This window comes from Streptomyces sp. Ag82_O1-12 (assembly GCF_900182715.1).
Lineage (GTDB): Bacteria > Actinomycetota > Actinomycetes > Streptomycetales > Streptomycetaceae > Streptomyces > Streptomyces massasporeus.
Window position 1 is genome coordinate 7,796,404 of record NZ_FXUW01000001.1, and the last position, 22,483, is coordinate 7,818,886.

The following is a 22,483-nucleotide window of genomic DNA, read 5'->3' on the forward strand; positions in this document are numbered from 1 at the left end:
AGGAGGGGGGAAGCGTCCCGTGAGGGGCGCGGGGAAACTGCGCGACAAGCCACGACACGGCCACGGGCGACAACTGCGGTCAGCCCTTGACGGCCCCGGTGAGCATGCCCTTCTTGAAGTGCCGCTGGACGAACGGGGAGGCGACCGCGACGGGAATCAGTGCGAGGACCATGACGGCCATCTGCAATCCCAGAGAGGAGAGCTGCCCGGAGCGGACCGCCTGCTGGAGACCCGTCGGGGCCTCGGTGTTCTTCTGGACCAGCTGGATGAGGACGTTCTGCAGCGGCATCATCTGCTGGTCGGTGAGGTAGATGGAGGCGTTGAACCAGGCGCTCCAGTATCCGACCGCGTAGAACAGGGAGATGACGGCCAGCACGGCGCGCGACAGCGGCAGAATGATGGTCAGCAGAATCCGCAGGTCTCCGGCTCCGTCGATGCGGGCCGACTCGGTGAGTTCGGGTGAGATGCCCATGAAGAAGGCCCGCAGGACGAGGATGTTGAAGACGCTGACCGCGCTCGGCAGGATCAGCGACAGATAGGTGTCCGTGAGGCCCAGCGACTGCACCAGAAGGTAGGTCGGGATGAGCCCCGCCCCGAAGAACATGGTGGCCATCATGGTCATCAGGAAGAACCGGTGGCCCAGACTGCCCGGCCGGGACAGGCCGTAGGCCGCGAGCACCGACACGGTCATCGAGAACAGCGTGCCGAAGAGGGTCACGCCGACCGAGACCATGATGGCCCGGCTGACCTGACCACCGCTGAGCAGTTCGGTGTAGTTGACGAAGGTGATGCCCTGGGGGATCACAACGAGGCCGCCGACCCGGTCGATCACGGGTTTGGGAGAGAGACTGGTGACGATCACGATCCACAGCGGACCGAGCACCCCCAGGCAGCAGAGCACCAGGAAGGCACTCTTGGCGGTGAGGCCGGCCTTGCTCGGCGGCTCCTCCCACCCGGGGCGGGCGGGAGCCTTCAGGCTGCGGACGAGCTGCGTGTTGAGGCTCACTTCTTGTACACCCCCTGCTCGCCCAGCAGGTGCGCGAACTTGTTCGCACCCAGGACGAGACACAGTCCGATGACTCCCTTGGCCAGACCGACCGCGGCCGCGTAGCTGAAGTCGCCGTTCTGGATACCCATGTTCCACACGTAGGTGTCGAGGACCTCGCTGGCCCCCGCGCCGACCGCGTCACGCTGGAGCAGGAACTGCTCGAAACCGACACTGAGCGCGTCACCCACCCGCAGCACCAGCAGCAGCGCGATCACCGGGCGCAGCGCGGGCAGCGTCACGTGCCACATGCGCCGCCAGCGTCCCGCGCCGTCCATCGCGGCCGCCTCGTACAGGTCGGTGCTGACCGCGGACAGCGCGGCGAGGAAGACGATGATGCCCCAGCCGGCGTCCTTCCACACGGCCTGCGCGGTGACCAGGTACTTGAACACGTCCGCGTCGGTCATCAGGTCGAAGCCGCTCCAGCCGTGGTCCTGGAGGGTCTGGGCGATGATGCCCGCGCCGCCGAGGATCTGCTGGAAGACGGTGACCACCAAAACCCAGGAGAAGAAGTGCGGCAGATACATGATCGCCTGCGCCACGGCCCGCACCCTCGGCCGGATCACGCTGTTGATGACCAGCGCGAGGGCGATGGGGACGGGGAAGAACAGCACCAGCTGGAGCGCGAACAGCACCAGGGTGTTCTTCGTGGCGCTCCAGAACAGCGGGTCGTCGAGCATCCGTGAGAACTGCTCCACCCCGACCCAGGGGCTGTGGAAGATCGCCGTGATGCCGTTGCCCGCGGCGTAGGGGTCGTAGTCCTGGAAGGCGACGACATTGCCGAGCAGCGGGACGTAGTTGAAGATCACGAGCAGGACGACGACGGGCAGCGTCATCAGGACGAGCGTGCGGTCGCGGCCCCACCGGACCCGGAAGGGGACCTTGCCCGTCTTGCCGGCCCCGCGCGGCACGCTCTCCTTGACGGTGGCCGCGGCGACCGCGGCCGCCGGTTCCTCGACGGCCGTGGGGGGGCGCGTCCCGTCGGGCCTGCTCCCAGCCGTGAGGGACATCAGTTTCCGCTGCCGTTCTTGTCGAGGAGCTGCTTGTACCAGTCGCGCAGCTTGTCGCCGCCGGAGGACTTCCAGGTGGAGATGGCCTGCTGGATGTCGGACAGCTTCTTGTTGCCGCGCACGAAGTCGATCTCCAGCTGCTCGAACTGGCTGGAGAGGGTGGCGTAGCGGGACGGCTCGACGATGTTCATGCCGTACGTGGACGTCTTCTTCACGAAGGCACCCTGCCGCTGCTGCCACTCGACCTGCTTGCGGGTGACCTCGGGGAGGTCGGGGTGGGCCAGGTAGGGAGCCGGGGCCGCCAGGAGCACCCAGGCGTTGTTCACCTCCTGGAGACCTCGATCGTTCTTGACCGGGGCGCCGTCCTTGAGCGTGTAGTGGGTGCCCTCGACGCCGTAGTCGACGTACATCCGCTCCTTGGTGCCGTATGGCGCCGCCGCGAAGTTGGCGGCGGCCAGCGCGTTCTCGACCGTCTCCTTCGAGGCGCCCTTGCGGATCATCGACCAGATACTGGCGGGCTGGCCGGCATACAGGGTCGGGTCGCCGCCGTCGGCGCCGAAGAAGTCCATGCCGTCGATCTCGAAGTCCGGGTTGGTCTGGGCCTGTTCGGCGGTCTTGCCGTACCAGTCGGACATGTTCTGGTTGTAGACCAGGGTCTGCCCGGCGGTGAACCGCTGGGCAGGGTCGCCCGTGTTTGCCTTGTCGTCGGGATGTACCACACCGGCGGCGAACAGCTTGCGGACCCACTCCAGATGTTCGAGGTACTCAGGATGCTCGATGCGGTACGTCAGCTTGCCGTCGTCCCCGATGTTCCAGCCGAGCGACGCGGCGGGGAGGACACCGAAGATGCCTGCCGCCGACCACCTCATGTCAGCGCAGGCCCACACCTTGGCCTTGGCGCTGGTGGCCTCCTTGGCCCAGCTGAGGAACTCGTCGGCCGACTTGGGGACGGTGTAGCCCTTCTTGTCGAAGAAATCCTTGCGGTAGAAGGGCACGATGTTGGGCACGGAGGCCATGGGCATCGGGATGCCGCGCAGGGCGCCACCGAAGATGCTCACGCGCCAGGCGTCGGAGGGGATCGCGGCCAGGTTCGGGTACTTCTTTACCTTGTCGCCCGACAGGTAGGGGCCGAGGTCCATGAACTTCGCGGTGACCGCGCTGGAGATCTTGCCGACCATGTTCCAGCTGGGCACGACCACCATGTCGGGTATGGAGCTGGAGGCGAGTACGGCACCGAGCTTCTCAGCGTAGGTTTGGCCGTCCTGGTTCTGCCAGGTGATCTTGGTGCCGGCGGCCGCGTCGCCCGCCTTGTAGTACGCGCATCCGGGCTTCGGCGGGGTACCCCAGAGCGGGGCCATGATCTTGAGCGGAGCGCCGGTGGCGAGCTTTTCCGGAACCGAGGTGGAAAGGGCCGCGAGGTCGACCTTGCCGGTGTAACCGGCCGCCGAACCGTTCTTCGAGGGAAGGTCCGGTTCGGCGAACGTGCTGGCGACGTACGTCGGGAGCAGCTTGTCCGCGGCCTTGCCCGACGTGGTTCCCTCGCGCGATCCGCCCTCCGAACCGCCGCAGGCGGCGAGCAGCGGCATCCCGCCGGCCACCGCGGCGGTGGCGACCGCCGTGGAGGCGAGGAAGCTTCTCCTGCTGGGTCCGGAGGGGGCGGAGGCGGCGTTCGGCGTCATTGCGTCAACCCTTCGTGGCGCACCTGGACACCCGGCGGTGGGCCGTCGGCTGCGGTGGCGTGACTTGAACCAGCTGAGCTGGAAAGTGAACATCCCATCACTGGCGAGGTTTACGTAGTCGAAGCGCTTCGATGTTGCTGTGAGGTTAAGTGAACGCCCATAGGCGCACAAGGGTCGCTTCAAAGATTCCTCCGAGGCACTGGAGGAGGTACTCCGTATGTTCTGCTTGGTGAGCGGTGTCGATCTCTTGACACTCTCCCAGTGCCCTGGCAGCCATCGAAGCGCTTCGAAAGCACTCTCCGCTATACCTCAAGGTAATCCCATGTGTCAGCACACACGGCGCAGACACCACCGCCGTTCCGTGCTCACAGCTGGCTTTCCCGAAGCGCATCGACGACCTTCTGTCGCGGCTCACCCGCGACGAAGGGATGGGATGCCTGCATCAGTTCACGCCCGCCGTCGAGTACCTGCGCATCGCGGCCTTCCACTCCGGCCAGGAGGCCCTGCATCGCGTCGCCTGGATGGGCCAGGCCACCGTTCTCGCCGAGGCGGTCGGCCTCGGTGCGACCTGGAACACCGATCTCGTACGATGGGCCGGCGAGGCCGCCTCCACGGAGGTCCGCGCGATGCGCGCCCGCGACGACCCGCGTGGGCCTGAACCTCAGGTCCCCGAAGACACGCTCGGTCGATCTCTTCGTGGGTGACGGTCCGGTACTGGTAGTGCTCACACTCTCGGGCGAGTACGGCCGGGCCCCACGGCTTCGCCGATTGAGCGCTCCCGTTGTCGGGGACCAGTGTGCAGGAAGTCCGCCTCGGACTGCGCGGTCCGGTGTGGGGTAGGTGGGCGCGTAGGGGCGCAGCCCGGCGTGCTGGCCGGCCGTCGGCGAGTCCGGCCAGTTCGCGGTGCGAACACCTTCAAGCGCGGGTAGCCGGGATGTTCCGTCAGCCGGGCATTCGACGCCTACGCCTCGACGGTGACGAAGCAGGTGCCGCTGTTCGCGAAGAAGAACAAGGCCCCTCCCCACACCACCACGTCGCCGGCACCGCGATGGAGGTGGAGGACACCGAGCGGCTGCGGTGCAGGTTCTGGCACACCGGTCGCGAACTCGGCTACCTCGAACCGGAACGGTCCATCGACACCCCGATCTCCCTGTCCACGCGGCCCTGCCGCCCTCGCCGCCCTCGCCGCGCTCCGCCTCCTGGCCGACGGTGCCAGATCCTGCCCGAGCCACGGGTATGCCGGGGCGGGGGCGTGCCCTCCGCGGATTTGCGGGAGGGGGTGACGGCGGATTCTGTCGTGCGCGGCGCGACGCCCGTGGCCCGGTCGGGGACGTACCGGGCCAGGGGCGTCTGGGATCAGTAGCCGTAGATCATCTTGTAGGCGACCTCGGGGAGGAACTGGCCGGCCGAGGAACCGCTTCCGACGCCGCAGTTGCCGTCGGACTCGCCCGGTGTCTTGATCCACAAGAGCATCTCGGCGCCGCCGCCCACCTGTGTGGGGGTGCCGATACGACGGCCTGAGGGGTTGCACCACTGGTTGTTGGAGCCGTTGCCGTTGCGACTCGTGTCCACGACGAACGGCTTGGTGTAGCCGTATCGGGAGCTCAGTTCACGGTTGACGGCGTTGCCATAGGCGGTGTTCTCGGCGGTGGTGATGTAGTTGGAGATGTTGAGCGAGAAGCCGTGGGCCTGTCGGAGGCCGGCCTCGTGCAGGCGCCGGGCCATGGTCGCCGCGTCGGCCCAGCGCGGATTGCCGGAGTCCATGTAGACCCAGGTGTTGGGGGCTTGGCGGCTGAACTTGGCGAGGGCCCCCGTGAGCATGCCCTCGCGTTCGTCGATCTGTGCCTGGGTCATGCAGCCGTAGTCCCCGAGGGAGTCCGGTTCGAGGATGACCACGGCCGGGCGGCCGGCGATACCGCCGGCGAACTGGGCGATCCAGTCGGCGTAGGCGGACGGCGAGGCGGCTCCGCCTGCGGAGTGCCCGCCGCAGTAGTCGCGGTTGTAGATGTTGTAGGCGACGAGGACGGGCAGCTTGTCGATTCGGTCCGCCGCTCCTGCGTACGCTCCCGTGGCGGTACCGATGGAGCCGCTCCAGGAGCCGAACCAGCGGGCCATCGGGGTGTTGGCGATGGAGGCGTTGATGGCGGCGGCTCGGCCGTCACCGTGGTTGGCCGCCGCCCACCTCTTCGGGCTGGAGTCGGGGTCCACATAGAACCCACTGGTCATGGTCGTCGGGTCGGCCGCGTGCGCGGACGGTGCGACGGTGAGCGCCAGCGGCGCAGTGAAGAGTGCTACGGCCAAGGCGCGGAGTCGGCGGCGCATGACTGAACCTCAACTTCCTGGCAGGGGTGTGTCGCACCTCTGGTCCCGAGCGTGCGACCTGAGCGAGAGCGGTGGTACGCCTGCTTTGGGAGCGCTCCCATTGGAAGCGCTCCCAACAGCACCGGACATCGTTGGGGTGTGTGCTCGGTATGGTGTGGCGGGGTAGTTGAGCTGTCAAGAGCAGATGCGCAACTCGACGCGCAGAGGCGGGAACCAGCCTCCGGGGGTTTCCGAAACTGGAAGCGGTCCCAGCCGTAGGGCGGCGAGAACTCTCTGCCTGCCCTGCGCGTCCTTCAGGTGGCTGGCACTGCCACGACCCGGGGTGAGACGCTTCCCGTCCAGTCGTGAGGGAAAGGCTCGTGGTTCATGGCAGAAGGTGCGCCGCGTCGGCAGCCGACGCTCGTCGAGGTGGCCGAACGCGCCGGTGTTTCCCGTTCCGTGGCCTCCCGTGCGCTCAACAACGCTCCTCACGTGAGCCGTTCCAAACGTGAGGCGGTCGAACGGGCTGCCCGGCAACTCGGCTATGTGCCCAATCCAACCGCCCGTGCGCTGGCCACGCGTCAGACGGGAGCCGCCGCCCTGGTCGTCTCGGGAGAGGATCCGTCGATCTTCGCGGATCCGTTCTACGCCCAGGTGATCGTGGGGGCCTCGCAGGCTCTGGAGGAGGCCGACCTGCATCTGATGCTGTGTCTGGCCGCTTCCGGCCGGGGCCGCAGGCGGGTGGAGGAGCTCTTCCGGTCCAGGGGGGCCGACGGCGTCATGCTGATGGCGCTGCGCGAGAACGATCCGCTGACCCGTGTGGCCCAGGAGGCGGAGATGCCCGTCGTGTTCGGAGGGCGCCCGGTCGGTTCGGCTCCCCGGTGGTATGTGGACGTCGACAACGTCGGCGGAGCGCGGGAGGCCACCGAGTACCTGGTCTCGCTCGGCCGGGCTCGCGTGGCTGCTATCTGCGGGCGTCTGGACACCGAGGCCGGGCGCGCCCGGTACCGCGGCCACCGGGACGCCTTGTTGGCGGCCGGCCTCGATCCGTTGCCGCCGCAAGAGGGAGACTTCACCGAGCCCAGCGGTGCGGCCGCCATGGCCGCACTGCTGGCCGAACATCCCGACCTGGACGGGGTGTTCGCCGCCAACGACAACATGGCGGCGGGGGCGCTGCGCACGTTGCGTGCGTCCGGCCGGGCGGTCCCTGCCGATGTCGCCGTGGTGGGCTTCGACGACCTGACCGTTGCCCAGGTCGCCGATCCGCCCCTCACCACCGTGCATCAGCCCATAACGGCGCTCGGACGGGAGATGGCGCGCATGCTCGTCACACTCATCGACGGACAGGACCCCACCCCGTTGATCCTGCCCACACGGCTGGTCATCCGCTCAAGCGCCTGACCGGTCCGCGCTGACGGACGTGACGGTGAGGCCGGCCCCGGCCGGCCGCCGCGCACTCCCGCACGTCCTCACGCGATGGCAAGTACCGCATGGCGTCCGAGGGAAGCGCCTCCAGGTGGGGCTGGTCGGAAGGTGACGCCGTCTGACGTGAGCCCCGCACGAGCGGCGGGGCTCACAGGGTCAGCAGGTGGGATTCGTCTGGGTGAGCAGGCCCAGCCGCCACGGCAGGGTGTTGTAGTCACCGCCGGCATTGGGGTTCATGCCTTGGTAGAGGTACTGGAGCCGGCAGGCGGGGATGGTGAGTGTCTGGTCGTAACCGGCACGGATCATCTCGCCGTGGCTGATGTCCCTGGTCCAGGCTCCTGACGGGAAGGTGACGTTGTTCGCCCTGGCGAACGGGTTGCTCTCGGACGCGGCCAGCGGGGTCCAGGAACCGGCGAGGCTGGTCGTGGTCCAGGAGCGGAAGTAGCGTCGGCCGTCCGATCCTATGGCCTCGACGAGGAGCAGGTACTGGTTGGAGCCCTGCACCCTGTACACGTTGCTCGCCTCGAAGAGGGCGTACTTGGAGTCCCGGGCCGCGATGACGGTGTTCGTGAAGCCGTTCGGGAACTGACCGACGCTCGTCTGAGAGCGGTACAGGTGCCCGTTGTCGTCGGAGGAGAACAGGTAGCAGTTGGCGCTGTCGCAGATCACCCACATGTCGACCCAGTAGCCGTTGCCGATGTTCTGCTTGATGATGTCCGGCATCGACGAATAGAAGTTGCGCGGCGCGCTCCACCCGTTCGGGTTGCTGATGTCGGGGTTCGTCGAGTACGAGGCGTTGCCGGTCTGGTACACGAGGTACCACAGGCGTTGCGGCGCGTAGTAGAAGACCTGCGGCGCGGCTCGGTAACCCTTCCCGATGGCGCTGCGGTCGAGGTAGTGGTGTGTGGCCGAGCCGGCCTGCGACCAGTCGCTGAAGTTCAGGTAGACCAGGTTGTACCCGGAGGAGCTCGCGGTACTGGCGAACACGTGGTACTTGCCGTTGTACTGGACGACCGTCGGATCCTTGATGCCGGCGATGTTGTGGGTGGCGTCCGACTTCGGCGATATCAGCGTGCCGCTGGAGCTCCAGGAGAAGCGGGAGGGCAGCGCGGCGGCGGACCGGGGCGAACGGGTGTCAGCTTGCTTCACCGCGGCCGAGCCGCCCATCGAGGTGAGCGCTGACTGGTAGGCCGCCTTCTTGTTCCCGTTGCGGTCGAACAGCAGGGGGTTCTCCTGGCTGCGCCAGGAGTCGCTGTCGCGGATGCCCCAGACGGTGATGCCGGTGCAGCGCCCCACGTTCATACAGGCCCTGACGGTGTTCGCGTACGCGTTCGGAGGCGCCTGCGCGATGTCCAGTTCGGTGATCTGCACGTCGACGCCGAGGGCTGCGAAGTTCGACAGCGTCGTCTGGAAGCCGGCGGGCGGGCCGCCTGCGCCGAAGTGGGCCTGGAGGCCCACGCAGTCGATGGGCACGCCGCGCGCCTTGAAGTCGCGCACCATCCGGTAGACGCCCTGGGTCTTGGCGTCGCTCCAGTTCTCGATGTTGTAGTCGTTGTAGCAGAGCTTGGCCGCCGGGTCGGCCGATCGCGCGGTGCGGAAGGCCTGCTCGAGGAAGCCGGTGCCGAGGACGTCCCGGAAGACCGAGCTGCGCATTTGGCCGCTGCCGCCGTCGGCGAAGGCCTCGTTGACGACGTCCCAGGAGTGGATCCGGCCCTTGTAGCGGTTCATCACCGTGGTGATGTGGTTGTTCATCACGCTGCGCAGCGTGTTCGCGTCCCTGATGGAGCTGACCCAGCCGGGCAGTTGGGAGTGCCATACCAGGGTGTGGCCGCGGACGCGCTGACCGCGGGCCGTCGCGCGGTTGACGATCTGGTCGGCGGGCCCGAAGGTGAACGAGCCGCGGGATCGCTCGGTCGCGTCCCACTTCATCTCGTTCTCGGGTGTGACCGAGTTGAACTCGCGGTCCAGGATGTTGGTGTACGTGCCGTCGCCGAGCCTTCCGGCGGCCACAGCGGTCCCGAAGTACCGTCCGGACTGGGCCGCTTGGGCCCCGAGAGTGGACGCCCGGGCGGCGTCGGGTACGGCTGTCGCGGCACCGGGTGTCACCAGGGCGCCGATGGGGGTGCGGTCGGTGGGGCCGGATCCGGGCGTCGACAGCTCGAACCGCCAAGACGCGGACCGTGCCGCCGAGCGCCTGCGTGGGGGTCGACGCACGGCGTGTCTCGTGAGATGACGAGGTCATGACATATTCATGAGGGAGGTTCTCCTTACGCCGCCCCCCGTTCGTGCGGTGCGAAGGGATCGGAGTGATCCCATCTATGTTCGTGATTTCGAACGCGCAACCGACTCGTCGAGCATTCTGGATGGTAGGAGGCTGGTCGATGCCGTCAATACGTCTCGCATGATTCGTTTGAGCCAACGAAACATTCGGGCGCATTCGTGCCTCGCTGAACGCGAGTGAGGAACCGGAGGGCGGCTGGTGTTGACATGCTCGGACGCCTCCCTAGTATCCGAGAGGCCTGATGTTTCCGAACGGCAGTCGAAATTGCGAACCCCCCGTCCCCACCCCAGTGATGTCATGAATATGACACCACGCCCCTTCCGGGAAAGGAGCCCCCGGTGCCCATACGGTCTGGAAGACGACTGCTCCGCCTCCTCGCGGCCATGTTGACGGTCACGGCGTCCGTGACGGCCTCCGCTCACTCCACCGCCTCCGCCGCGCCCGGCAGCCCGGCGCTCACTCCACCCTTGGGCTGGAACAGCTGGAACAGCTTCGGGTGCGGGATCACCGAAACCCAGGTTCGTCAGGCCGCCGACGCGATGGTGTCATCGGGCATGCGGGACGCCGGCTACCGCTATGTGGTGGTCGACGACTGCTGGTTCGACCCACAGCGAGACGCGGCGGGCAACCTGCGGGCCAATGCGGGCAAGTTTCCGAGTGGGATGAAGTCGCTCGGGGACTACATCCACAGCAAGGGCCTGAAGTTCGGCATCTACCAGGTGCCGGGCGAGCGCACCTGCGCGCAGGCCACCGGCGGTTACCCGGGATCCACGGGCAGCAGGGGGCACGAGGCTCAGGACGCCGCCACGTTCGCCTCATGGGGCGTCGACTACCTCAAGTACGACTGGTGCTCCTCCAGCGGCACCCGTGACGAGCAGGTCGCGCGTTTCACGCTGATGCGCGACGCCCTGCGCGCCACCGGGCGGCCGATCGTCTACAGCATCAACCCCAACAGCCTCCACGCCATCACCGGCGCCGCATACAACTGGGGTGAGGTCGCCGACCTGTGGCGGACGACCGAGGACCTGCTCGACATCTGGCAGAACGGCAACACCAACAGCTACCCGATGGGCGTCGGCAACGTCCTGGACGTCACCGCGCCGCTGGCGGCGCAGTCGGGGCCAGGACACTGGAACGACCCCGACATGCTGGTCGTCGGCCGGCCCGGCCTGTCACTGACCGAGTCCCGCTCGCACTTCGGCCTCTGGGCGTTGCTGGGCGCACCGCTCATGGCCGGCAACGACATCCGCACCATGTCCGCCGACGTGAGCGCGATCCTGCGCAACCCCCGTCTGCTGGCTGTGAACCAGGACCCGCTGGGCGCGGGTGGGCGCAGGGTGCGTGACGACGGCGGCACCGAGGTGTTCGCCAAGCCGTTGTCCGACGGCTCGATCGCGGTGGGCCTGTTCAACCGGGGAAGCGGCACGGCGACGGTCACCACCACGGCTGCGCAAGTCGGGCTGTCCGGCGGTCCGTTCACCCTGACGGACCTGTGGACCGGCGGCACGTCCAGCACGTCCGGGCAGATCTCGGCGAGCGTCCCCGCGCACGGCGTGGCCGTGTTCCGGGTGAGCGGTGGCAGCCCGCTCGCCGCCACCACCTCGCGGCTGCGCGGCAACGGGTCCGGCCGCTGCCTGGACGTGGACAACGCCTCCACCACGGCCGGGGCCACGGTACTGATCTGGGACTGCCACACGGCCGCCAACCAACTGTGGACCACGTGGGCCGGTGGCGAGATCCGCGTCTTCGGCGACAAGTGTCTGGACGCCTACGACCGGGGCACCGTCAACGGCACCCGTGTGATCACCTGGCCCTGCAATGGCCAGGACAACCAGAAGTGGACCGTCGGCTCCGACGGCTCGATCCGCAATGTCCACGCCGGGCTGTGCCTCGATGTCGACCGGGCCGGCACCACCAACGGAACCCCGCTGGTCCTGTGGACCTGCAACGGCCAGGCCGGTCAGAAGTGGAACCGCGCGTGAGGGACGTGGCAACCCCGCGGCCCGGAGAAGGGGAGTCGGCGGTCCGGAGAAACGCCCGTGTCCTGGTTGCTCGGGAGGTGGGCAACCAGGACCGGGGCCGGCCGGTCAGGATTCCGTATGTCCTTCATGAGTCACGCCTTTCGGCCGGTGGTGCGGATGCTCCGGTCCGGGGGCGGGACAGCGACCAGGCGCCACCGCCGGCCACCACTGCCGTAACCACCCGGCTGAGCGTCCTGAGTGCCTGTCAGCGCAGGGAGGGACCCTGACTCAGCCGTCGAGGGGCTCGTAGTCGAACCAGTCGAAGTGGACGGTGCCTGCCGCGGCGTACATGCCGATGACCCGACCGGTGAAGCCGCCGGCGACCTCGGTCGACAGGTAGCGGCCGTCGAGGGGCGCGAACTCGGTGAACGTGCCGTCGGGCTGCTCGAAGCCGAGGGTGACGACGTCGGGGCCCGTGCACGGCCCGTGCGGTGACGGCGGTTCCGTGATCGTGACGGCGAGGACCACCGGCCCGGCGGGCACAGGCCGTGCGGCCACGACTGTGCGCAGGGAGCCGACGCGCGCGACCACCCGCACCTGGGTGCCGCACACCTCGACCGCGTAGTGGTGCCGCTCGTCGAGCCTGACGGCGAGGCCACCGCTCCCCTCCGCCGCATCGACCAGCGTGCGCGCCCGGCACGACAGATGCTGCTGGCGCCGGCCGGTGAACACCACGTCGGGCTCGTCCAGGGAGCCGCCCCGCGCGCGGAGCGTCAGCCATCCAGGGCGCTCCTTGGTGGTGCAGAGTGCGGCGGGCCGGTCGCGCAGGGAGATCCAGGACGGTCGCAGTTCGGCGAGCTCGAAGTCGTCCCGGTGCTCCTCGACGGGGCCGGGGGAGAGCGGCCACGGGAGTTCGGGCAGGTCCGGGGCGACCGCGCCGACGACCGGCCAGTCGTCCACCCAGGTCACGGGGGCCAGGAAGGTCTCCCTGCCGAGCACGTGCCAGCCCGGCGTGCCGCCGCCCGGCCGGACGCCGAGCAGCACCATCCACCAGGAGCCGTCCGGGCCTTGGACCAGGTCGGCGTGCCCGGTGTTCTGGACGGGGTGGTCGGTGCCGCGATGGGTGAGGATCGGGTTGGCCGGGCACGGTTCGAACGGGCCGGCGGGTGTACGGCCGCGGGCGATCGAGACACCGTGGCCGCGCTCGGTACCGCCCTCGGCGATGAGCAGGTACCAGTAGTCGCCGAGCCGGTACAGGTGCGGCGCCTCCGGGGCCTTGGCGCCGGGCCCGCCGGACCAGAGCCTGTGCGGTGTTCCGTACGTCTGCCCGGTGGACGGGTCGATACGGACCTGTGAGACCCCGGCGACCGTGCACCAACAGGTGCCGTCCTCGTCCCAGACGAGGTCGGGATCGATGCCGGGAACACCCGGCGCCCAGATGGGGTCCGACCACGGTCCGGCCGGGTCGGTGGCCGTGACGATCAGGTTGCCGCCGCCCTCGCTGCAGTTGGTGACGATCAGCCAGAAGCGGCCTTCGTGGTGGCGCAGGGTCGGGGCGTAGATCCCGCCGGAGGAGGCCATGGAGGCGGGCAGACGCAGTTGCTCCGGCCGGTCCAGGGCGTTGCCGATCTGCGTCCAGTGCACCAGGTCGCGGCTGTGGAAGAGCGGCACCCCGGGGAAGTACTCGAAGCTGGAGCAGGCCAGGTAATAGTCGTCGCCGACGCGGCAGACGCTCGGGTCGGGGTGGAAGCCGGGGATCACGGGGTTGGCGACGCGTCCGTCCGGCCGGCGCAGAGGGGGCACCCGATAGGTCCTCTCGTCGATTCGTGATGCGAGCGTGGGGTCGTTCAGGGAGCGCCGGCGGCCGTGGGGGGCGGGCATGCGGAGCAGGACGGCGGACGGCGCGGTGGGCAGGGCCGGGCTCAACCCGGTCGTCTCGGGGAGCCAGGCGGAAAAGGCTGGGCTGCCCGAGGGGTAGAGCACGTTGACACGGGGTGTGGTGCCCCGCAGTTGGGGGCCAGGGCGATCCAGGCCCTCTGCGCTCCGCAAGGCGGTCCGAGATGTGTGAGGCGGGGGTTGCCGTCGTCATGGAGCGCGAGCTCGAGGTGAAGTGCCTCATGCCCCCAGTGGAAGGTCCCTTGTTCCTTGGTCATGTCGGCCCTTCACTTGCTGTCGAAGCGCTTCACTGCCAGGCGCCAGTTAACGGGCATTTTCCTTGTTGAACAAGGGGTCCGACCACGACATACCCTCCTCTGCTGGCTCATCGACAGTCCGTCGGGGTGCATGATCGTCGAAGCGCTTCGACACTCGCGTGGACCTGAGGGCGAGTTCTTCGCCGTTGCGTCCCATCGGCGCTGTTCCGAAGGCCAGTGGGACGTTCTCTCCGCCTCTGAAGCCGGCCTGGCAACATTCCATGTCTGACTGCTGAGTTCGACCCGTGCTGATCGCGCCCGCCACATCAGTGGGCACCGGAGGAGGTCGAGGAGCAACGCAGGGCGCCGGCGCCCGTGCTCACCGAGAGCAGGATGATGGCCCGCCAGGTGCGGATCTCATGGCGATGGGGGCTCGGCGAGGGTCTGTGCGCACCAGATCGTCTTGCCGTCGGTGGTGTGCCGGGCGCCCCAACCCTGGCTGAGCTGGGCGACGAGCAGCAGACCCCGGCCGCCTTCGTCGAAGGCGCGTGCCCGGCGCAGGTGCGGGGCGGTGTTGCTGGCGTCGGAGACCTCGCAGATCAGGGAGGTGTCGCGAATCAGCCGCAGCATGATCGGGGGCTCGCCGTATCTGATGGCGTTGGTGACCAGTTCGCTGACAACCAGTTCGGTGACGAACGACGCCTCCTCCAGGCCCCAGGCCTCCAGCTGGGCGAGGGCGAACTTCCTGGCGCGCGGCACCTGTGCGGGGTCGGGCAGGACGTCCCAGTCGGCGACATGCTCGGGATCCAGCGCGCGGGTGCGAGCGAGCAGCAGGGCGGCGTCGTCGGTGCGGCGTTCGACAAGCATGGCGTCCATGACCGTGTCACAGAGGCCCTCCATCGAGGTGGCCGACTGGTTCAGGACACGCAGCAGCGCGGCGACCCCCTGGTCGGCTTCGCGCTCACGGCTCGCCACCAGTCCGTCGGTGTAGAGGGCGAGCAGGCTGCCCTCGGGCAGCTCGAGCTCGACCGCCTCGAACGGCAGCCCGCCGATGCCGAGCGGTGGTCCCGGCTGTGCGGGAACCGGCGTCCTGGTGCCGTCCGAGGAGATGACCAGCGGCAGCGGATGACCTGCGCTCGCCAGGGTGAAGCGGCGGGAGACCGGGTCGTAGACGGTGTAAAGACAGGTGGCGCCGAACTCGCCGGTCGGCTGGAAGTGGCCGGCGGGCTGAAGATCGCTGGCGAGGTGGATGACCAGATCGTCCAGGTGGGTCAGCAACTCGTCCGGTGGCAGATCCACGTCGGCGAGCGTGCGGACCGCCGTGCGCAGCCGGCCCATGCCGGCGGAGGCATGCAGGCCGTGACCGACTACGTCGCCGACGACCAGGGCGACCCGGGCACCGGAGAGCGGAATGACGTCGAACCAGTCACCGCCCACTTCCGAGCCGGTCCCGGCTGGCAGGTAGCGGGATGCCACCTCGAGCGCCTCCTGGACCGGCAGCCGCTGCAGCAGCAGGCTGCGCTGCAGGGTCAGCGCGGTCGTGCGCTCGCGTGAATACCGACGGGCGTTGTCGATGGCGACGGCCGCCTTGGCGGTGAGCTCTTCGGCGAGGATCAGGTCGTCGGCCGTGAAGGCCTCGGGCCGGTCGCTGCGGGAGAACGCGACCACGCCGAGCAGCGCGCCGCGCGCCCGGAGCGGCACGGTGATCCGGCCGGTCGTCCCTTGTGCGGCGAGGGACTCGTCGATCAACGGATTGCCCGGCGGCCAGTGCGCGGGGTCTGCGGCGAGCCCGGGCCCGAAGGCCCATTCGCCGCCAGGGCCGGGCTCGGCCGCGAGCTGAACCGTGGACGTGCCGGTGGCCATGCAACGGGCGGCGACGGAATCGGGAGCGTGACGCACCGGGGCAGGGTGGCCGGGGTCCCGGTCGGTGGCGTGCTCAGCGCCGTGCCGGGCGGCACGACGGAGCGCGACGGCTTCGCCGGAAGCGGGGGGCAGGGGTGGTTCTTCTCCTCGCAGCACCTCGTCGAAGAGGTCGACGGTGACGAGGTCGGCGAATCCCGGGACCGGGGCCCTGGCCAGTTCCCGGGCGGTGCCCAGCACGTCGAGTGTCCGGCCGATGCCACCGCTCGCCTCGTTGAGGATGAGCAGGCGCTGCCGGGCCCAGTACTCGGCGCTCATGTCGAATCCCCAGTTGGCGACCGCGCGAACCCTGCCCTCAGCATCCCGTACGGGCCACATGCTGGTCGCCCAGGCATTGGCGTAGTCGCTGCCGAGCGGACGGAAGACGGTGATGAGACGCGCGGGCTCACCCGTCCTCGCCACCTCGGAGAGCTGGTCGGTGTACGCCTTGTCGTCCAGTTCGGGGAACAGCTCGCGGTACTTCTCGTCGAGCACTTGCTCCTCCGAGTGCGCCATCACCCGGCACGCGGAGGCGTTGACCCACAGAAACCGCAGCTCAGGGTCGTAGACGCCCAGAGCGAAGGGGCACTGTTCGAAGGCCAGGTCGGCGATCACCGGGCGGCGTTCCCAGCGGTGGACGGTCATCGCGTGGCCCAGCACCCGGCCGTCGGCGCCGAACAGCGGATGAGCCGACACCAGGGCGTCGACCGTGGAACCGTCCCGGTGGCGCAGGGGGATCAGCTCCGCGTGGTCGGGGCCGCTGCCGGAGTTCTCGGGGAAGCCGGGTGGTGGGGGAGCGGCCAGCAGGTCGGTCACCGGGCGCCCCACGGCGTCTTCGGCCGCCCAGCCCAGCAGTAGCCGTCCGTTCTCGCTCCAGCCGCTCACCACGCCGTCCGGCCCCACCACGAGCACGGCAGCGCGGGCCTCCTGCTTGCCGGCCATGTCCACGGGCCTCGCCTCCGTCCGGACAGCCGTGCCTGTCAGGGCCGGTTTCCAGCCGCAGCTTCCAGCCTAGGTCCGCTTCTGCTCCACGGCGCCCCGGCCGGTGCGTGCCTGACCCCCCCGCGGGCGGAACCGAGCGGGGCCGGGGACTGCGCGGCCCCGCTCGACGACGGGCGCGGCACGCGTCGGAGGTTCCGTGGCCGGATCTGTGGTGCTCCCCTGGGCGGTCGGTGTCAGTGGCAGCTTCTGCGTCGGCTACTGCGCGGTGAAGCTCCACAGCAGGTTGGTGCTGCTGCCGTAGGTCCACTGCTTGGTGCTGGAGCCCGAGTCGACGTTGCCGCCTCCGTCGAGGACCAGACCGGTGGTGCGGTTGGCGATCGAATAGCGGTCGCCGCCCCGATGGGTGATGGCCCACTGCTGGTTGGGGCCGCCGTTCCAGGCGGCCTGCCGTGCGGCCGAGCCGTCCGCGGTGGCGCCCCAGCCGTCGGCGACCATGCCGTTCGTGCGGTTGACCAGCCGGTAGAAGCCGCCCTCGACAGCCTCCGCATGCCACTGCAGGTTCGAACTGCCGTCCCAGGTCCACTGTTTGAGGTTGGAGCCGGAGGCGACGTTGCCGCCGCTGTCCAGGGCGAGGCCGTTGGTGGCGTTGGTGATCCGGAAGTACGTCGCCGGGGCGAACTGGACCTTCAGCGAGGTGATCTGGTCGTTGTTGCCGGTGACCCTGAGGTCGGGGTTGTCGGCGGTGAAGGTCCAAGAGGTGCCGGTGAAGTTGTCTCCGGAGTAGCCGACCACCTGGTGGCCGGGGGCCGGCCGGAGGGAGGAGACCGTGCCCGGGCGAAGTCCGGCCGCGGCAAGGGCGTCCGCGGTGTGGTCGTCGACGGTGAGCACGGCGGCGTTGCCGGTGTAGTGGACGTCCGTGAAGGCGACGGCGCCGGCGAGCGGCCGCAGGCCGGGGATCGTGCCGGAGAAGTCGAGCTTCAGAACGTAGGCGGTGGCGCCGTACGGCGCGGAGGAGGGCAGGGTGACCGTGAGGCCGGAGGCGTTCTGGACCGGCTTGGGCAGGTCGATGTAGCTGCCGGCGGTGGTGCCGAGAAGCTTCACCGAGGTCAACGAGGAGAGGTTGATGCGGTCCGCGCTCAGGGTCTTGATCGTCAGCGAGCTGCCGGGCCAGCCCAGGACCGTGGCGTACAGGACGTTGCCCGCCTTGTTGCGGGTGAAGCGGATGTCCTGCGCCGTGCCGGCCGTCGGCTTGGTGAAGGAGCCGCCGCCCATCCTGGTCGGTCCCTCGCCGTACGCCGTCCAGGCGCGGGTCGAGTACACCGACTCGCCGAAGCGCTTCAGGTGGTCGCCCATGCCGAGCAGGATGTCCTTCTGCTGCTGGGGGATGGTGCCGTCGGCCATGGGCGCGATGTTCAGCAGCATGTTGCCGTTCTTGCTGACCCGGTCCAGGAACGAGTGCAGCATCTGCTGGATGCTGTAGTAACCGATGCCCTGCGTGTAGCACCAGCTGCTGCTGGAGATGCTGTCGTCGGTCAGCCAGTACGGGGTGGTGAGGTCGGCCGGACCACCGCGCTCGTAGTCGAAGACCTCGCCCTTGCCGTTCATGCCGTCCTTGTACGTGGCGACGACCTCACGGCCCCAACTGGCCGCCTGGTTGTAGTAGTACGCCAGGAAGTTCAGGCGCTGCTTCTCGTCGACGGCGTCCAGGTTGAAGTCCTGCCACAGGATGTCGGGACGGGCGCGGTCGACGACCTCCTTGAGCTTGTCGAACCAGAGCTGGTTCGCAGCGGCCGGGTCCAGCTGCCCGTAGAGCTTTTTGAGGCTTTCGTCCGTCTGCGCGGGGGCGTACTCGTAGAAGCCGGTGAAGTTGTACGCGTGGTGCATGGCCACCAGCAGCTTGAGGTCCTTGGCGCGGATGGCGGTGGAGAAGAGCCGCAGCAGGTCGAGACCCGGGCCCTTGTTCACCGAGTTCCACTCGTTGACCTGGCTGTCCCACATGGAGAAGCCGTCATGGTGCTCGGCGACCGGCCCGGCGAATTTGGCGCCGGAGTCGACGAACAGCTGCGCCCACTCGTCCGGGTCGAACTTCCCGCCGGCCGACTTCAGCCGCGGAGCGAACTTCACGGTGTTGCCCGCCAGGTCCTTCGCCCCGTGGATGAAGTTGTGGTACGGCCATGCCGAGGGCTGGCCGTAGGTCGCGATGTGGTGCTTGTTGGGTGAGCTCCCGGCCTGGTACATGCCGCGGGGATACCACTCGTTGTCGAAGGCGGGGGCGCTGAAGGTGCCCCAGTGGAAGTAGATCCCGAACTTCGCGTCCTTGAACCACTCCGGCGCCGGCGGGTGTCGGTCGACGGAGTTCCAGTCGGGCGTGTACGTGCCGGGCGCCGCCTCGGCGTCACCGACACCCAACAGACCTCCGGCAACGGCCGCCGCGGCCACGCAGGTTGCTGATGCCACGAACTGACGTCGGTTGATCGAACTCGACATGGACACATCCCTGATGCGGAAGGGGCAGGGGAATGCAGGGGTCATGCATGAAGGTCGGTCATCTGACCATGGATGTCAATCAGTATGCAGGGATGAAAGAGCCCACGTCTTTGGGTGATTTGCCTGATTTGTATCGATCTGGCGTGCATTTCGATCGATGAAACATGGCATGTCTCGCGGCGCTTCGCGGCGTGCGCTTCCGGACATCCGAGCACCTGGACGGGTCAGGCGACCCTGCCTCGGAGATTCGCGCACCAGGACCCCCGCCGACTCTGGTTCCCGCGCTCGGGCGGTCGCCGAGGCCTGTTCGGCGCAGGGAGTCACTCTGCGCGTCGCCGTGATCGTCTGCCCGCAGACGCATCCCAGTATCATCGACGCCACCCTCGCCATGCGGCCTCCGGAACAGGTCGGACGAAACGTGAACTCCATGATCGGCAAGTCCTTGGCGGGCTCTGGGATGATCTCCGCACTCAGGAGCTGATCAGGTCGGACGTGCTCATGGGGCACGGTAGGGGAGTGATGAGCGGTGTCACTGACGGACAAGGCCATCGAGCAGATCCGTGAGCTGATCCGGACCGGTGCCCTGCCTCCGGGCTCGAAGCTCCCGCCGGAACCGGATCTGGCCGCTCAGCTGGGTCTGTCCCGCAATCTCGCCCGCGAAGCGGTCAAGGCGCTGGCCGTCGCGCGGGTCCTGGAGGTCCGGCGGGGCGACGGCACGTATGTGACGAGCCTCCAGCCGAGCCTGCTGCTGGAGGGCCTCGGCGGCGCGGTGGAACTGCTGCAGGGTGACTCGGTCGCCCTGCAGGACCTCATGGAGGTGCGGCGGCTCCTCGAACCGATGGCCACGGCCCTTGCCGCGACCCGAATCTCCGACGTCCAACTGGCCGTGGTGAAGCGGCACTTGGACGCCATGCGTGAGGCCCGCGACGACGTCGCACAGCTCAACGCTCACGACGCCGCCTTCCATCGCGCCGTGGTTTCGGCCACGGGCAACGAGAGCCTCCTCACCCTCCTGGAAGGGATCTCCGGCCGCACGCTGCGTGCCCGTATCTGGCGCGGTCTTGTCGACGACAGGGCCGCGGGACGCACCCTCGCCGAGCACGAGGCGATCTTCAACGCGCTGTCCACCCGGGACGCCGCGCTCAGTCAGGCGGCGGCGCTGCTCCACGTGAGCAACACCGAGCAGTGGCTGAGGGAACACCTGCGCTCCGGCGAACTCCTGCCCTCCGGATCGGCAGCGCAGAACTGACGGGCGGGTTCCGGGCGGGATCAGGAACCGCTCTCTTGACCGCCGTAAGCACTCGGCAGCCAGCTCGCCGATACGCTCGGAGGCATGCTCCCTTCGAGCGGGCCGGTAGGCCGTTCGGCTGCACCTCTTTGGCGCTGCGACCTTCGGGCAGACACGGCCGGAGCGCTTCAGCACAGATGGCGAGCCGGTGCGGCGCTCAGTCGACACTGACCCGACGGGTGCAGAGCCGGCAGTGCGCTGCGGCCGATCAGCGCGTGAGCAGGCCGGCCAGTGCGCTTGCTCCGCCGAGACAGACCAGGACGGCGGCAGTATCGGGGTGTGAGCTTGGAGGGCTTCTCGAAACCGAGGGTGGTGGTGGTTTCGAGAAGCCCTCCAAGCCCTGGGTGGTGATGTCAGCCGAGACGCCACTGCTGGTTGCTGCCCCCATTGCAGTCCCACAGTCCGACCAGGGCGCCGTTGGCGGTGGAGGCACCGGTCACATCCAGGCACAGGCCCGACTGGACGCTGGTGATGGTGCCGTTGGAGTTGCGGTTCCATTGCTGGTTCGTGCCGCCGTTGCAGTCCCACAGCACGACTTTGGCGCCGGCCGCGTCGAGGCACTTCGCACCGCCGTAGACGGTGAGCTGCTTGCTCGACGTGCTGGTCCAGGTCTGGTTCGTCTGGCCGTTGCAGTCCCAGATGTGCGTCTGGGTGCCGTTGGTCTGCGAAGCGCCGGGCACATCCAGGCACTTGCCGGAACCGGTTGCGCGGATCGGACTTGTGGTGGTCCCGCCGGAGCCGTCGAGTCCGAAGAAGGTGATGGCCCGGGCCGCCATGCCGCTTTCGGGCAGGGAGTGCCCGACACCCTGGAAGCTGTTCGCCTCGACCGGTGCCTGCGCGCCGGTGGAGCCGTAGCGGGTGCGGGTCCAGTTGGACTGCGGGGAGTCGGTGAAGACCGGGGTCTGGCTCACCCCGAGCACATTGGTCCACTGCTTGATCTCTTCACCGAAGTTCGCGTAGTACAGCGCTTCGTCCTCGGTACCGTGCCACAACTGCATCCGCGGCCGGGGACCGGTGTACCCGGGGTAGGCGTTGCGGACGAGGTCGCCCCACTCCTGCGGGGTCTTGCTGATCTTGCCGGTGGCGCAGTCGGTGTTCCAGCCGGAGCCGTTGGTGGTGGCGAAGCAGCCGAACGGCACACCCATGAACGCCGCGCCGGCCTTGAACAGGTCGGGGTACGCGCCGAGCATGACATTGGTCGTCATCGCGCCGGACGAGGCGCCGGTGACGTAGACCCGGCTGGGGTCGGCGTTCATGTTCTGCAGGGTGTACCGGACCATCTGGGCGATGCTCGTGGGGTCACTGCCCCCGTCATGCTTGAGCGCCTGGGGTGAGGAGACGTCGAAGCACTGCCCGCTGACGTTCGCGTCCGGGTAGACGACGATGAACCCGTGCTGGTCGGCCAGGCGGGCGAACTCCGTGTTGGCGTAGAACGTGGGCCCCGTGCCGGTGCAGTAGTGCACGGCAACCACCACCGCCGGGCGGGCCGGAGCGCTGTCGGGCTTGTAGACGTACATCCGCAGGTTGCCGGGGTTGCTGCCGAAGTTGGTCACCTCGGTCAGTGACGCGGCCGACGCGGTGGTGGCCGAGGCCCCGGTCAGGGCGAGCGCCGCGATCAGCGGCGATATCGCCATCAGCAGGGCTACCAGTACATATGTGACGCTTTTCTTTTTGGACTTCCGGGACATGACGGTGTCCTTTCTGGAGTCTGGCGCGGCCGGGGGATATGACCGGGTGGTGAAGCGCTTCGACGCTTCCATTGTCGTGGGCATGGTGTCAATGCCTGGAATGCAAGGCTGCCTCGCCTGTCCCTCTGTCTCAGCAGGGGATTCTCATCAACTCGAGTTATGAAGTGAAGCGCTTCAATACGCCAGGGCGCGCCGCGTCATGGTGCGTCCCCGCCTTGCGCTCCACTGCCTCCTGCGGACTGTCACCGGCCGGCGTGAGCAGCGCGACGGCCGCACAAGCGATCGCGCCCAGCGTCCACACCGCGCACAACGCCAGGAACCACACCAGCCACCTGCGCGGCGCGG

General features: G+C 68.5%; 12 protein-coding genes and 1 pseudogene. 4 read left to right on the forward strand and 9 right to left on the reverse strand.

Going from position 1 to position 22,483, the window contains the following annotated elements; translation table 11 throughout:
* Positions 1 to 79: 79 nt before the first annotated feature.
* Genes QOL88_RS35520 through QOL88_RS35530 form a run of 3 tightly spaced genes read right to left on the reverse strand, consistent with a single transcriptional unit; the run spans position 80 to position 3,734 of the window.
* On the reverse strand, positions 80 to 1,006 hold the full coding sequence (locus QOL88_RS35520; RefSeq protein ID WP_097222325.1) for a carbohydrate ABC transporter permease: 927 nt from the start codon (positions 1,004 to 1,006) through the stop codon (positions 80 to 82).
* Complete coding sequence (locus tag QOL88_RS35525) at positions 1,003 to 2,055, reverse strand: ABC transporter permease (protein ID WP_097222326.1); 1,053 nt, start codon at positions 2,053 to 2,055, stop codon at positions 1,003 to 1,005. Before QOL88_RS35525 ends, QOL88_RS35520 begins: the two co-directional genes overlap by 4 nt.
* Positions 2,055 to 3,734: an extracellular solute-binding protein gene (locus tag QOL88_RS35530; protein WP_097222327.1), complete on the reverse strand. Its 1,680-nt coding sequence runs from the start codon at positions 3,732 to 3,734 to the stop codon at positions 2,055 to 2,057. Before QOL88_RS35530 ends, QOL88_RS35525 begins: the two co-directional genes overlap by 1 nt.
* A gap of 324 nt (positions 3,735 to 4,058) precedes the next feature.
* Between QOL88_RS35530 and QOL88_RS35535 the strand changes: the two are divergent.
* A pseudogene (locus QOL88_RS35535) lies at positions 4,059 to 4,406 on the forward strand (sugar hydrolase); the annotation flags it as partial.
* A 684-nt stretch (positions 4,407 to 5,090) separates the two neighbouring features.
* Here the strand turns inward: QOL88_RS35535 and QOL88_RS35540 are convergent.
* Positions 5,091 to 6,056, reverse strand: a complete 966-nt coding sequence (locus QOL88_RS35540) for a glycoside hydrolase family 6 protein (protein ID WP_097222328.1) — start codon at positions 6,054 to 6,056, stop codon at positions 5,091 to 5,093.
* Positions 6,057 to 6,422: 366 nt separating this feature from the next.
* On the opposite strand from QOL88_RS35540, the gene QOL88_RS35545 reads away from it, so the two are divergent.
* On the forward strand, positions 6,423 to 7,436 hold the full coding sequence (locus QOL88_RS35545; RefSeq protein WP_179879049.1) for a LacI family DNA-binding transcriptional regulator: 1,014 nt from the start codon (positions 6,423 to 6,425) through the stop codon (positions 7,434 to 7,436).
* A gap of 180 nt (positions 7,437 to 7,616) precedes the next feature.
* Here QOL88_RS35545 and QOL88_RS35550 read toward each other — a convergent pair whose 3' ends face one another.
* Positions 7,617 to 9,578, reverse strand: coding sequence for a glycoside hydrolase (locus tag QOL88_RS35550; protein ID WP_257028103.1), 1,962 nt, complete (start codon positions 9,576 to 9,578; stop codon positions 7,617 to 7,619).
* A gap of 546 nt (positions 9,579 to 10,124) precedes the next feature.
* Between QOL88_RS35550 and QOL88_RS35555 the strand changes: the two genes are divergently transcribed.
* Positions 10,125 to 11,723 carry a glycoside hydrolase family 27 protein gene (locus QOL88_RS35555; RefSeq protein ID WP_373559362.1) on the forward strand — a complete coding sequence of 533 codons (1,599 nt, stop codon included), beginning with the start codon at positions 10,125 to 10,127 and terminating at the stop codon, positions 11,721 to 11,723.
* Between the two features lie 267 nt (positions 11,724 to 11,990).
* Here the strand turns inward: QOL88_RS35555 and QOL88_RS35560 are convergent, their stop codons facing one another.
* From QOL88_RS35560 to QOL88_RS35570, 3 genes are all read right to left on the reverse strand, one after another.
* Positions 11,991 to 13,505, reverse strand: a complete 1,515-nt coding sequence (locus QOL88_RS35560; protein WP_257027978.1) for a glycoside hydrolase family 43 protein — start codon at positions 13,503 to 13,505, stop codon at positions 11,991 to 11,993.
* A gap of 746 nt (positions 13,506 to 14,251) precedes the next feature.
* The gene (locus tag QOL88_RS35565) at positions 14,252 to 16,675 is read right to left on the reverse strand and encodes a SpoIIE family protein phosphatase (protein ID WP_097223333.1); all 2,424 of its coding nucleotides are present in this window, start codon (positions 16,673 to 16,675) and stop codon (positions 14,252 to 14,254) included.
* A 255-nt stretch (positions 16,676 to 16,930) separates the two neighbouring features.
* Positions 16,931 to 19,162, reverse strand: coding sequence for an alpha-L-fucosidase (locus tag QOL88_RS35570; RefSeq protein WP_097222330.1), 2,232 nt, complete (start codon positions 19,160 to 19,162; stop codon positions 16,931 to 16,933).
* A gap of 526 nt (positions 19,163 to 19,688) precedes the next feature.
* Between QOL88_RS35570 and QOL88_RS35575 the strand changes: the two genes are divergently transcribed.
* Positions 19,689 to 20,411 (forward strand): FadR/GntR family transcriptional regulator, encoded by a 723-nt coding sequence (locus QOL88_RS35575; RefSeq protein WP_097222331.1) that lies wholly within the window; start codon positions 19,689 to 19,691, stop codon positions 20,409 to 20,411.
* Positions 20,412 to 20,803: 392 nt separating this feature from the next.
* Here QOL88_RS35575 and QOL88_RS35580 read toward each other — a convergent pair whose 3' ends face one another.
* Positions 20,804 to 22,084 (reverse strand): extracellular catalytic domain type 1 short-chain-length polyhydroxyalkanoate depolymerase, encoded by a 1,281-nt coding sequence (locus tag QOL88_RS35580; protein WP_257027979.1) that lies wholly within the window; start codon positions 22,082 to 22,084, stop codon positions 20,804 to 20,806.
* Between the last annotated feature and the right edge of the window lie 399 nt (positions 22,085 to 22,483).

Bases quoted from the DNA above. Each gene is read 5' to 3' on its own strand.
- QOL88_RS35525 (WP_097222326.1), bottom strand. From the start codon at position 2,055: ATGTCCCTCACGGCTGGGAGCAGGCCCGACGGGACGCGCCCCCCCACG.
- QOL88_RS35530 (WP_097222327.1), bottom strand. From the start codon at position 3,734: ATGACGCCGAACGCCGCCTCCGCCCCCTCCGGACCCAGCAGGAGAAGC.
- QOL88_RS35540 (WP_097222328.1), bottom strand. From the start codon at position 6,056: ATGCGCCGCCGACTCCGCGCCTTGGCCGTAGCACTCTTCACTGCGCCG.
- QOL88_RS35545 (WP_179879049.1), top strand. From the start codon at position 6,423: ATGGCAGAAGGTGCGCCGCGTCGGCAGCCGACGCTCGTCGAGGTGGCC.
- QOL88_RS35555 (WP_373559362.1), top strand. From the start codon at position 10,125: ATGTTGACGGTCACGGCGTCCGTGACGGCCTCCGCTCACTCCACCGCC.
- QOL88_RS35565 (WP_097223333.1), bottom strand. From the start codon at position 16,675: ATGGCCGGCAAGCAGGAGGCCCGCGCTGCCGTGCTCGTGGTGGGGCCG.
- QOL88_RS35570 (WP_097222330.1), bottom strand. From the start codon at position 19,162: ATGTCGAGTTCGATCAACCGACGTCAGTTCGTGGCATCAGCAACCTGC.
- QOL88_RS35580 (WP_257027979.1), bottom strand. From the start codon at position 22,084: ATGGCGATATCGCCGCTGATCGCGGCGCTCGCCCTGACCGGGGCCTCG.